Origin of the sequence: Bacillus nitratireducens (genome assembly GCF_001884135.1) — a bacterium.
Classification (GTDB): domain Bacteria; phylum Bacillota; class Bacilli; order Bacillales; family Bacillaceae_G; genus Bacillus_A; species Bacillus_A nitratireducens.
Genome location: NZ_MAOC01000039.1, coordinates 124,191 through 136,190 on the forward strand (window position 1 = coordinate 124,191; position 12,000 = coordinate 136,190).

Genomic DNA, 12,000 nt, shown 5'->3' on the forward strand with positions numbered 1-12,000 from the left:
TAAGAAAATCTTTGACTTCTTAATAAAAATGATGTAAATTATCCTATGGACGAACATTTTTAATCAATAAAAATAAAATATTCGTATTTTAGGGGTGTAAATGATGGAAAACGTATTTGACTATGAAGACATTCAATTAATTCCTGCAAAATGTATTGTAAACAGCCGATCTGAATGTGATACAAATGTCACTTTAGGAAAACATAAATTTAAATTACCTGTCGTACCTGCAAATATGCAAACGATTATAGATGAAAGAATCGCAACTTATTTAGCTGAAAATAATTACTTCTATATCATGCATCGTTTCCAACCAGAGAAACGAATCTCATTCATTAGAGATATGCAATCACGTGGATTAATTGCTTCAATCAGCGTTGGTGTTAAAGAAGACGAATACGAATTCGTACAACAATTAGCTGCTGAGCAACTTTCACCTGAATACATTACAATCGATATCGCACATGGTCACTCTAATGCTGTGATCAACATGATTCAACATATTAAAAAACATTTACCAGAAAGCTTCGTTATCGCTGGAAACGTTGGAACTCCAGAAGCGGTAAGAGAATTAGAAAACGCTGGTGCTGATGCAACAAAAGTTGGTATTGGACCTGGTAAAGTTTGTATTACTAAAATTAAAACAGGCTTTGGAACTGGTGGTTGGCAGTTAGCTGCACTTCGCTGGTGTGCAAAAGCTGCAAGTAAGCCAATTATCGCTGACGGTGGTATTCGTACGCATGGTGATGTAGCTAAATCAATTCGATTTGGAGCAACTATGGTTATGGTCGGTTCTCTATTCGCTGGTCATGAAGAGTCTCCAGGGGAAACAATCGAAAAAGATGGCAAACTTTATAAAGAGTACTTCGGTTCAGCTTCTGAATTCCAAAAAGGCGAGAAGAAAAACGTTGAAGGTAAGAAAATGTTCGTTGAGCATAAAGGTTCTTTAGAAGATACTTTAATCGAAATGGAACAAGATCTTCAATCTTCTATCTCTTACGCTGGTGGAACAAAGTTAGATTCAATTCGTACTGTAGATTATGTAGTTGTGAAAAACTCTATTTTCAACGGTGATAAAGTATATTAATTTTTAAATTTAACTCGAAGGACAAGTATTTTTTATGCTTGTCCTTCTTTTTCATGTATAAAAATGTAAAATATTTTCATTTCACTGAATTTTCTAGTATTATATTTTTAGATACTTAAAATAAGGGGGATACATTAAATGAAACATGTAATTGAGAAACGCCTTATTCGCGCGGAAGTTCCTACTGAACTAACATGGGATCTTTCTGATTTGTATAAGTCTGATGATGAATGGCACACTGCACTAAATGTATTAGAAAATGATATAAAAAGACTCGATGCATTTAAAGGACAATTACACACTGGCCCCGCTACCTTATTAAATTGCCTACTTTTAGAAGAAGAGCTTCTAATGAAATTAACAAAACTCGGCACATATGCAAATTTAAAAGAATCCGCTGATCGTACAGATCCAGTTATTCAAGCGAACTCTTCCAAAATTTCCGCTTTAGGGACGAAAGTACATACCGCACTATCCTTTATTCATAACGAAATTCTCTCTTTTGAAGAAGGAACAATTGAAAAATATTTAACTGAGGAAACAAAACTTGAGCCTTTCCGTAAATCGTTACTAGAAATACTACAAAAAAGGCAGCACACGCTCTCTCCTGAAACAGAAGAAGCTCTTGCTGCACTCGGTGAAGTTCATAGTTCTCCCTACAAAATTTACGGCATGACTAAATTAGCCGATATGGATTTCCCTTCTATACAAGATGAACAAGGAAATGATTTGCCTGTATCGTTTGCATTATTTGAAAGTAAGTATGAATTTTCTCCAAGCGCATATATACGTAGAGAAGCGTATTCATCATTTATTTCCACATTGAAACGATATAAAAATACAGTTGCAACAACGTATGCTACTGAAGTAAAAAAACAAGTGACACTTTCTCGTTTACGTAAGTACGAGTCTGTTACCCATATGCTTTTAGAACCTCAAAAAGTTCCACTTGAAATGTATAACAACCAACTAGATATTATTTATAACGAATTAGCGCCTCATATGCGCCGCTTTGCAGATTTAAAAAAGAAAGTATTAGGTCTCGATCAAATGCTCTTCTGCGATTTACACGCACCGTTAGATTCTGAATTTAATCCAACCATCACATACGATGAAGCTGGTAAATTAATTCAAGAATCTTTAAAAGTATTAGGACCTGAATATAATACGATTATCGAAACAGGATTTAAGGAAAGATGGGTAGACCTTGCAGATAATATAGGTAAATCAACAGGTGCTTTCTGCTCTAGCCCGTATGGTTCCCATCCTTACATTTTAATTACATGGCAAAATACGATGCGTGGATGCTTCACATTAGCTCATGAATTTGGACATGCTGGTCATTTTTATTTAGCCAATAAAAATCAGCGCATTATGAATGTACGTCCATCTATGTACTTTGTTGAAGCACCATCAACGATGAATGAATTACTATTAGCCCAGCATTTACTAGCGACTACCGATGATAAGAGAATGCGCAGATGGGTTATTCTGCAACTACTCGGCACATATTACCACAACTTCGTTACCCATCTACTTGAGGGAGAATATCAAAGACGAGTATATACCCTAGCAGAAGAAGGGCAAGCACTCACAGCTACAACTTTAACTGAAATAAAAACAAAGGTCCTTTCGACATTCTGGGGAGATTCCGTAGAAATTGATGAAGGCGCTGGTTTAACATGGATGCGTCAACCTCATTATTATATGGGATTATATTCTTACACCTATTCCGCCGGCCTCACTGCGTCTACTGCGGTAGCTCAAATGATTAAAGAGGAAGGGCAACCTGCCGTTGATCGCTGGTTAGATGTACTTCGCGCTGGTGGTACGATGAAACCACTTGAATTAATGACACATGCCGGGGTAGATATGTCAAAACCAGATGCAATCCGTAAAGCTGTTTCTTACGTCGGTTCCTTAATTGATGAATTAGAGCGCTCTTATCAAGAATAAAAAATAAGCCCTCGCTTTATGAGGGCTTATTCTTTATTTACTTTCCAAATCTTTTGCGGTATCCGCACTTTCTACATAGTTCTTCTACCGCAACTCTTTTCGAAAATCCATCGACAATGTTTGTTGCTCTTTCACCTTCTATAATGTTAGAAAATGAGTCACTATTAATATTCCCGAGGTTAATAATTCCCTCACCATCTAAACAACAAGGAATAACCGTTCCATTCGCTAAAATACCTGCTTGATTTCGAAGACCATGACAGAATCCTTTTCCATCATCCTCTTCTTCATGCAATGCCGGCCACTGGAATTCATAATCTTGATTGATAAATACACGTTCTGCAATTTTTATACCTTTTCCTGGTGTAAGCTTCTCTTCAATTTGATAGGATAGATCAAACTCATTTTCAATTATGGATAATAAATCCCTATTTTTCTGGATTTCAGCATTTGTTTTATTATCCTGAGTTAAATTCCATAATCTTAGTGAAACAATTAAATCCGATTGACTCGTTGCTTCTCTAATGAAAGAAAGTATACTTCTTACATAACCCTCTTTATCTTGCGATCCTGGGTGTCCATCAAAACTGTGCAGTGAAAAATTCATTTGTCTTAACGCAGGCTTATTTAACAGTCTATGCCTTCTCTTATTAATTAACGTTCCGTTCGTTGTAATATTAACTTTAAACCCTTTTTCATGGCTTAAATCTAATAGTTGATCTATTTTCGGATGGAGCAACGGCTCACCTTTCACGTGCAAATAAATGTAGTCTGTGTGAGGTTTAATTTGGTCTAATCTTTTAGCAAAATCCTCTACAGAAATGAATTGCTTCTGTCTTTCCGTCGGCGGACAAAAGCTGCACGCAAGATTACATACACTTGTAATCTCCAAGTAAAACTTCTTAAACTTCTTCACCTTTAATTCCTCACTTCTCTGACTACTTATACTTTTTTCCTCTTCATATTACAGCATATTTTTTTAGAAATAGAAACATACTTATTTTAGGAAATCTACATACCATCTATTAATGTTTAAAAGACCATCGGTGATTTTTGTCCAATGGTCTTTTTTATTCTTTATATACAAATGAAAAATTTATTTATGATACGGTTCACCGCGATTAATACGAAATGCTCTATACACTTGCTCAAGCAATACTAATCGCATTAATTGATGTGGTAATGTCATCTTTGAGAAAGACAGAGATTCGTTTGAACGCTTCATTACTTCTGAGCTAAGTCCAAGTGATCCACCAATTACAAACGTTACTTTACTCTTTCCATATGTAGCAAGGCGATCTAGACTTACCGCAAATTCTTCTGATGATTTTTGTTTTCCTTCTATTGCTAACGCAATAACGTGCGTATCATCAGAAATTTTATCCAGTATACGTATGCCTTCTTTTTCTTTTACAATTAACATTTCTGCTTCACTTAAATTTTCTGGTGCCTTTTCATCTGGCAATTCAATTACTTCTACTTTTGCGTAAGAAGATAATCGTTTTAAGTATTCTGCTATACCTTGTTTTAAGTATTTTTCTTTTAATTTTCCGATTGAAATAATCGAGATATTCACATCTATTCCCCACCTTACAAACACGTTATCCACAGCACTTATCCACATATCCACAAACGTTACCCACATATTGTGTGAGAATCTGTGTTCGATACAACATATGTCGCCTCATTTTGACAAAATTCACATGTTTTTTTCTCTTCTTCAGAGTTATCCACATTGTTAATAACCGGTGCAACTTCACACTCATCCACAATGATGTCTAATGCTAATTCAACATGTTCTAAACAACAAGGTAAATTCATATTCTTCACCTCACTTTTCTACAATAGAAAACAGGAGGTAGGCCCTCCTGTTTTTAATACTTTTGAATGCCTAATTTCACCGTTGTTGTCGCTCTTTTTGTACCACGATAAAACGTAAGAGTCATTTTATCATTAATTTTTTTATTATATAAGGCCGTGCGGAACCCAATAATATCGTGCACCGCTTTTCCATCTACCGCCACAATAACATCATGTTCTCTAAGACCCGCATCCGTACCTGGAGAAGGACTTTTCACATCTAAAACACAGACTCCTTCTGTTATGTTACCTGGTAATTGTAACGTTTTTGACCAATAGTAACTCGGAATCTCATTTAATGATCTTAGTTCAATCCCAACGTAAGGTCTTCTTACTTTACCGTACTTTTCTAGTTCATTCATAATAGGAACAGCTCTCGTAACTGGAATAGCTAGTCCAATTCCTTCTACTTCTTTTGCTGCAATTTTCATTGAGTTAATACCTATTAATTGTCCAGATACATTTACAAGCGCTCCACCACTATTACCTGGATTAATTGCCGCATCTGTTTGCAATACTTCTACTTGCCAATCGTAATGCCCATCTTGATCTAAATCTACAGGAACAATACGCTCATTAGCCGAAATAATACCTTGTGTGACAGTTCCGGAAAATTGTAGCCCAAGTGGATTTCCAATCGCAATAACTGGTTCTCCTCTACGAACGGTATTAGAGTCGCCAATTTCAATCACTTTCTTCACATGCTTCGCATCTATTTCTAGTACCGCCAAGTCTGTGACTACATCGGTTCCTAATACTTTACCTGGAATTTTCTTACCGTCACTTAAGCTCACTTCAATACGATTCGCCCCAGCAACAACGTGGTTATTCGTTACAATATACGCATGTCCATCTGTTTTCTTATAAATCACACCAGAACCTGTACCAGCTTCCGAATCAGCCTCTGAAAAATCGTCTCGTTGAATGTTAATAACACCAACAACAGCCTCTGAAGCACGATCAACAGCGTCTACAAAGCTAACTTGTTTAACAGACACATTTCCGCTTTGAGCTTCAGCCATATTCTTTTCACTTGCTTCAACTTGCGGAAGCTTACCTTCATGATTTGAAAATAAAGGCGCTCCAAATGCAAATAATGAAGCCCCTACAATTGTTCCCGCTATACTAGAAATAACAATACCTTTATGTTTCTTTTTCCCTGCACGTTTAATACGATATTTTTCTTCATCAATAAAGGACATATTTGTTCACCTATCTTCCTGAAAACAACTATATTCACCCTTATTGTTTACTAAAATGAAGAATTATACGTATTGAATTTTCGTAGGCATTTTTGGATCTGTATCATGTATTTCAAAGGATTCTCCAACCCCAAAACCTTTTTCTTCTAATACTTGTGATACAGACATACGCGCTAATTCTTTCATGTTATTATCTAAGCTTAAATGCGCTAAATAAATGTGTTTTGTCTCGTCTGTAATAACATCCGCCATCGCTAATGCAGCATCCTCATTACAAACGTGACCTACATCACTTAATATGCGTCGTTTAATACTCCATGGATATCGTCCCATACGAAGCATTTCCACATCATGATTGCTTTCAAATACGAAAGCATTCGCTCCCTTAATAACACCTTTCATACGGTCACTTACGTAGCCCGTATCTGTAATAAGAGCTAACTTTCTATTATTGTTATGAAAAGCATAAAACATCGGTTCTGCCGCATCATGAGAAACACCAAATGATTCAACTTCAATATCTCCAAATGTTTTCACGTCTCCTACTGAGAAAATGAATTTTTGATCAGTTGGGATATTACCTATTAAATGTTCCATTGTATTCCATGTTTTCTCGTTCGCATAAACAGGTAAATCATATTTACGCGCCAATACACCTAATCCTTTAATGTGGTCACTATGCTCATGTGTTACAAGAATACCTGATATGTCATTTATATTCAGTTCAGCTTGCTTAAATAAGGCCTCTGTAGCTTTACCACTTAAACCTGCATCAACGAGCAATTTTTTTTCATCTGTTCCTACATATAGCATATTCCCTGTACTTCCACTTGCAAGTACACTAAAGTGCATACTCATTCTTTCTCACTCCATTATGTTCTTCCGGCACTTGAGTTTCCCCTAATTCCATAACTTGTCCTTCAATTGCATTCACAAAATAGTCCTTTTTCTGCTCTGTCTTTAAGTTCCACGTTGGAGCAAGCACTTGTATATTAGAAGAAGATTCAGCTAGAGTCGCATATCCAATCTGCGCCTCTTTCACGTGCGTATTTTCTGCAATTTTATTTTTTACATATATATTTTCTAAAGCTGTTTGAGCAGTGATAATTTCTTGTTCTTTCGTTTTTTCACTTTCGCCCATTTCCTTCAAATCCGTTAACATTGTTTGTGTATACGAAACAAGCTCATTTTTTTCATTCAAATCTACAACAATCATTGCATGATTGTTGTAGAAAATCGGCTTATCCTTATACTTTTGAAAGAAATAAATTTTTGAATCTTTCATTGCCCCAAACTCGTATTTCTGCCCATCAAGCACGTAGTTTTTTAAGAAATCATTATACTTGTCCTTTGATAATGATTTTGCATTTAAAAATGGTTCTTTCAACTTACTTTCTATCTTATATTCTTCTTGCAGATGCACCGTTTGATTTTTTAAAGACTGCACATCTTCTTCCTTAAAGCTTTTATTTTTCGCCATAATAAACGACTCTTTTTTCGGCTCTTTAGGAAAACTCCCCATAGTAATTTTAGACTCTTTTAATTGTTGATCAATTTTTGTTTCTGTCACAAGTTCCAATTGATTACTATCTTGCTTTTGAATGAACTGAAAGATAAGAAAGAGATCTAAAACAAAAAAGGTCACAATAAATATGGTTTTAATTCGATCCCAATCCATTTAGTCCCCCCTCACTCCATTCAAATATTTTTTGCTTACCATTTTCTTCACATTTTACATACCATATTGGCTTTAAAATAATGTTTTTTCCTTCGTTAATGGAATCTTCCAATGATAACTTATAACCAATTCCAACATCCTGAATTGAATTTTTATCAATTTGCGGATTATTCTCTAATGATGTCATCACTGTACGACCCGATGCAAGAGAAGTTGTTAGTTGTTTACTAGGTAATTTGAAACTTGGATCAAAAAAGGATCTTTCATACTGCATGATTTCACCTGAACCCCATGCTTGCTTTAATTCCGCCATTCCATCGCTATTAAATACAGGCAACCCCTCCTCATAAAAACGGAAGGACGTTTTCCCTTTATTAATATAATCAAAACGATAGAGTTTTAACGCACCACTATGCCCACTTACAAAGTCAAAACTTTTTTGTAAAAGTGCTGCATTATCCATAGATTCATCACTATGTACAGCGGAGTTTTTGTATTTCAACATTGCATTTGACTGATCAATTTCCATAGAACGTATACCATCTGTAAATGTTTTCTTTGATTTCTCAGAAATAGGGCTTAAATAACGTGGATCACTAAATAATGCATTTTTAAATGTATCCTCATCTAACTTAGATCCAAAATACTCTACCTCACTTAATTCCGTAATTCCATCTGGTAAGTAAAGTTTTTTTCTATCACTTATTTGATATTCAAAATACGGTCTCGCTACTGTTATAAGTTGATTTTGAGCATTTATAACATCCTTTACGTAAACACCACTCAATTTTGCTTCATATATTTTACGATAAGGATAAGTATCATAGGAAACAAAACTAATTTTAATTTCTTGGTCCTTACTTCGAGAAGGATCAATTATAATACGATTGAAACTCCTATTACCTTCTATGTTTTTATCTTTAAAATTAAACATACTTTTAATCGTACCCAGTGGAATGTTTGTAGGAAAAACAAATTCGATTTTTTCCTCTCCATGTACATACGAAAGAAAATCACCTTTAGGAACTGTCCCTGTTATTTCCTTTAAATCATGTAACTCTCCATTTTCAAGAATTCTATAAATTAAATCCACATTACTCTTGTTTTCACTCACATAATGATTTTTCTCTTTATGAACGATAACAGAGGATGGGCGAACAACCTCCGAAAGTTTTATTGGATTTATCTCTTCATTACCTTGAACAAATTTTGCATTTTGTATCGAAGTAGAATCGGGAACATATGTCCATAAGTTAAAAGTAAGAAATAGGCTAATAACAACTAAATTAATTAAAACTATTGTTTTAAAGTTTTCCATACTCATTCCCAATCGTCCTCTTCATCAGTTGCCATTGGCAGTGTGAAATAAATAGTTGTTCCTTTTCCTTCCTCACTTTTCGCCCAAATTGAGCCGCCGTGTGCCTCAATCATTTCTTTCGCAATGGCTAATCCAAGACCTGTACCACCCATTTGTCTTGAGCGAGCTTTATCTACACGGTAAAAACGTTCAAATATTTTATCTACATTTTCCTTCGGGATACCCATTCCTTGATCACTCACACTAATTTCTAATAACTCACCACGGTCACGCAGGCGATATGTTACTGTGCCACCTTCTGGCGAATATTTTAATGCATTGGAAATAATGTTATATAACACTTGTGTAATTTTGTCTGTATCCATATCAATAAATCGAGATTTTTTAGAGAAAGATCGTTTGAAGCTTACATTTTGCTCTTTAGACATTTCAAAGCGATCGATAACGTTATTAAAGAAATCAGTAAAGTCGACCCATTCCTTCATTAAGCGATGTTCTGTACTATCTAGTTTAGATAGTTGTAACAACGCATTTACAAGTCTAATCATTCTTTCTGTTTCTTCTTGTGTAACCGTTAAAAATTGCGGTGCGATATTTGGATCTTGCCATGCGCCATCCGTAAGTGCTTCTAAGTAACTGCGCATTGTTGTTAACGGTGTTCTCAGCTCATGAGATACGTTTGCAACAAACTCACGACGCTCTTGCTCTATACGCTCCTGCTCCGTTACATCATATAATACAGCAATTAAACCATTTGCCTTCCCTGTTTCTTTTTGAATGACAGAGAAACTAGCACGTAAAATATATGGTTCATTCCTCGTACTAAAATCTAATAAAACTGAATCAGGTTCTTCATATAAATGATCCAGTGTAAATTCTTCTTGTATCCCTAACACTTCTAATACAGATTGATCTAGTGCCGTTTCACGCGAAACATTTAACATTTTTTCCGCAGGATCATTTAATAAAATGATGTCACCTTTTCGATCAGTAGCAATTACTCCATCTGTCATATGTGATAAAACAGATGATAGTTTGCGCCTTTCACTCTCTGTTGAAGAGCGGGCTTGTTGTAATTTTTTTGATAAATTATTGAAAGATAATGCTAGTTGTCCAATTTCATCATGGCTATGCACTTTTACTTTTCTCGAATAATTCCCTTTTGCCATTTCAATTGCTTGTCTCCGCATATCTGAAATTGGTCTTGTAATTGTTTGAGCCAACAAAATCCCAAGTACAGCTGTTACTAGTAAAGCAATTACTGTCCCCGTCGCGAAAATTTGGTTTATATCTTTCATTTGTTTATACACATCTTCCATAGATGCAACAATACGAATGACGCCAAGTACCTCTCCTTCTTGCTCTTTTAGAATAGGAGTAATCATCACTTGAACCCGATGACCTGTTTTCACGTCTTTCTCAACCTTTGACTCTGGTTTTTTTTGTACCATTACCCGTTGTACAGCTGTGTCTGCTGACGTTCGTCCTACTTTATTTTGCTTAGACGCGTCTGAAATTGCCATTAATTTTTTAGTAGAATCAATTACGCTTATTTCTTGAATATCTCTCTTACGATCCGATGCAAATTTTTGAATCGAATCATTAATAGCTTTATCTACTGAATCTGCTTTAGGACGTTCTTTTACAAACTCTTGCTTCAAGTTATAAGAAAGTAAATTCGTTTGCTGCGTTAAGGAATCTTGAAAACCTTTTACAAGGCTTTTTTCTAATTCCCTAACGAAATATACACCAATTACTTGCATTGCTATTAATATTAACAGCATATATATGAGCACAAATTTTAAATGAATAGATTGAAAAAAACCAACTTTCTTCATATACTATTCCTGTTCTGGGTCACGCAAGTAATACCCTACCCCGCGTCTAGTTACAATTAAAGTAGGATGACTTGGATTATCTTCAATTTTTTCGCGCAAACGACGTACTGTTACATCTACCGTACGTACATCCCCAAAATAATCATAACCCCAAACTGTTTGTAATAAATGTTCACGAGTCATAACTTGACCTAAATGCTTCGCTAAATAATGTAGTAATTCAAATTCACGATGTGTAAGCTCAATGCTTTCTTCACGCTTCGTTACACTATAAGCATTCGAATTGATAACGATTGGTCCAATAACCATTTCAGTATTTTCTTCTTTCTCTGCAGCACCACCCTGCTGATGGCGACGTAAATTTGCTTTCACACGAGCAAGTAACTCCCTCGTACTAAATGGCTTTGTTACATAATCATCCGCCCCAAGCTCAAGTCCTAATACTTTATCAATTTCAGAGTCTTTTGCTGTAAGCATAATAATTGGCATTTCTGAGCTTTTACGTATTTCACGACATACCTCTAAGCCGTCTTTTCCCGGTAACATAATATCTAATAAAACCATATCTGGCTGTTCTTCATTTGCTTTTTCAATCGCCTCATCACCATCATGCGCCATTACAATTTCAAAACCTTCTTTTTCTAGGTTGAACTTCAAAATATCTGCAATCGGTTTTTCATCATCAACTACTAAAATTTTCTTTCCCATCATCGTCTATTTCCTCCTTATAAAAATATGGTCAATAATCCCTAAACACATTGACGTTTATATAGTATGTCCCTATATGACCGCACCCTTTGTTTAAGTATTTTCTCCTCTATTCTCATAGACTCATGTATGATCCACTTTTTCACGGAATCCTATACGATCTATAGAAAAACCTCTAGCTTCAACTGCTAGAGGCTCCTCATTCTATTGTAAAATAACTACCCACTTTTGTAAAACTGGACAAAATAAAAAGGATATTAAGTGGGCCCACTTAATATCCTGAGAGTGGCTCGGGACGGAATCGAACCGCCGACACGAGGATTTTCAGTCCTCTGCTCTACCGACTGAGCTAC

At 35.5% G+C, this 12,000-nt stretch carries 11 protein-coding genes and 1 tRNA gene; 2 read left to right on the forward strand and 10 right to left on the reverse strand.

The genetic code is table 11. The features are described 5' to 3' along the window. The first annotated feature begins 103 nt into the window (after nt 1–103). On the forward strand, nt 104–1,087 hold the full coding sequence (gene guaC / locus BAU23_RS15325) for a GMP reductase (RefSeq protein WP_071734770.1): 984 nt from the start codon (nt 104–106) through the stop codon (nt 1,085–1,087). 138 nt (nt 1,088–1,225) lie between these two features. Then, a complete protein-coding gene (gene pepF / locus BAU23_RS15330) occupies nt 1,226–3,043 on the forward strand; it encodes an oligoendopeptidase F (RefSeq protein ID WP_071734771.1) in 1,818 nt (605 codons plus the stop codon). 37 nt (nt 3,044–3,080) lie between these two features. On the opposite strand, the gene BAU23_RS15335 is transcribed toward pepF, so the two are convergent. From BAU23_RS15335 to BAU23_RS15380, 10 genes are all read right to left on the reverse strand, one after another. Next, nucleotides 3,081–3,959 carry a radical SAM/SPASM domain-containing protein gene (locus BAU23_RS15335; protein WP_000713628.1) on the reverse strand — a complete coding sequence of 293 codons (879 nt, stop codon included), beginning with the start codon at nt 3,957–3,959 and terminating at the stop codon, nt 3,081–3,083. 180 nt (nt 3,960–4,139) lie between these two features. After that, nucleotides 4,140–4,619: a 23S rRNA (pseudouridine(1915)-N(3))-methyltransferase RlmH gene (gene rlmH / locus BAU23_RS15340; protein ID WP_001027006.1), complete on the reverse strand. Its 480-nt coding sequence runs from the start codon at nt 4,617–4,619 to the stop codon at nt 4,140–4,142. A 59-nt stretch (nt 4,620–4,678) separates the two neighbouring features. After that, nucleotides 4,679–4,864 carry a CxxH/CxxC protein gene (locus tag BAU23_RS15345; RefSeq protein ID WP_001052825.1) on the reverse strand — a complete coding sequence of 62 codons (186 nt, stop codon included), beginning with the start codon at nt 4,862–4,864 and terminating at the stop codon, nt 4,679–4,681. A gap of 53 nt (nt 4,865–4,917) precedes the next feature. Then, nucleotides 4,918–6,105, reverse strand: coding sequence for a S1C family serine protease (locus tag BAU23_RS15350; RefSeq protein ID WP_000008027.1), 1,188 nt, complete (start codon nt 6,103–6,105; stop codon nt 4,918–4,920). Nucleotides 6,106–6,168: 63 nt separating this feature from the next. Further along, entirely contained in the window at nt 6,169–6,963 is a 795-nt protein-coding gene (locus BAU23_RS15355) for an MBL fold metallo-hydrolase (protein WP_071734772.1), read from the reverse strand. Then, nucleotides 6,947–7,783 carry a two-component system regulatory protein YycI gene (locus BAU23_RS15360; RefSeq protein WP_000383744.1) on the reverse strand — a complete coding sequence of 279 codons (837 nt, stop codon included), beginning with the start codon at nt 7,781–7,783 and terminating at the stop codon, nt 6,947–6,949. The genes BAU23_RS15355 and BAU23_RS15360 overlap by 17 nt, the downstream gene beginning before the upstream one ends. Then, nucleotides 7,764–9,107: a YycH family regulatory protein gene (locus tag BAU23_RS15365; protein WP_000061553.1), complete on the reverse strand. Its 1,344-nt coding sequence runs from the start codon at nt 9,105–9,107 to the stop codon at nt 7,764–7,766. The genes BAU23_RS15360 and BAU23_RS15365 overlap by 20 nt, the downstream gene beginning before the upstream one ends. Next, a complete protein-coding gene (gene walK, locus BAU23_RS15370) occupies nt 9,104–10,939 on the reverse strand; it encodes a cell wall metabolism sensor histidine kinase WalK (RefSeq protein ID WP_000755355.1) in 1,836 nt (611 codons plus the stop codon). The genes BAU23_RS15365 and walK overlap by 4 nt, the downstream gene beginning before the upstream one ends. A 3-nt stretch (nt 10,940–10,942) precedes the next feature. After that, nucleotides 10,943–11,650: a cell wall metabolism DNA-binding response regulator WalR gene (gene walR / locus BAU23_RS15375; protein ID WP_000971867.1), complete on the reverse strand. Its 708-nt coding sequence runs from the start codon at nt 11,648–11,650 to the stop codon at nt 10,943–10,945. Between the two features lie 283 nt (nt 11,651–11,933). Then, a tRNA-Phe gene (locus tag BAU23_RS15380) sits at nt 11,934–12,000 on the reverse strand.

What these genes read in the sequence shown, in the direction of transcription:
- guaC (WP_071734770.1), top strand. Translation starts at nt 104, where the DNA reads ATGGAAAACGTATTTGACTATGAAGACATTCAATTAATTCCTGCAAAA.
- pepF (WP_071734771.1), top strand. Translation starts at nt 1,226, where the DNA reads ATGAAACATGTAATTGAGAAACGCCTTATTCGCGCGGAAGTTCCTACT.
- BAU23_RS15345 (WP_001052825.1), bottom strand. Translation starts at nt 4,864, where the DNA reads ATGAATTTACCTTGTTGTTTAGAACATGTTGAATTAGCATTAGACATC.
- BAU23_RS15350 (WP_000008027.1), bottom strand. Translation starts at nt 6,105, where the DNA reads ATGTCCTTTATTGATGAAGAAAAATATCGTATTAAACGTGCAGGGAAA.
- BAU23_RS15355 (WP_071734772.1), bottom strand. Translation starts at nt 6,963, where the DNA reads ATGAGTATGCACTTTAGTGTACTTGCAAGTGGAAGTACAGGGAATATG.
- BAU23_RS15360 (WP_000383744.1), bottom strand. Translation starts at nt 7,783, where the DNA reads ATGGATTGGGATCGAATTAAAACCATATTTATTGTGACCTTTTTTGTT.
- BAU23_RS15365 (WP_000061553.1), bottom strand. Translation starts at nt 9,107, where the DNA reads ATGAGTATGGAAAACTTTAAAACAATAGTTTTAATTAATTTAGTTGTT.
- walK (WP_000755355.1), bottom strand. Translation starts at nt 10,939, where the DNA reads ATGAAGAAAGTTGGTTTTTTTCAATCTATTCATTTAAAATTTGTGCTC.
- walR (WP_000971867.1), bottom strand. Translation starts at nt 11,650, where the DNA reads ATGATGGGAAAGAAAATTTTAGTAGTTGATGATGAAAAACCGATTGCA.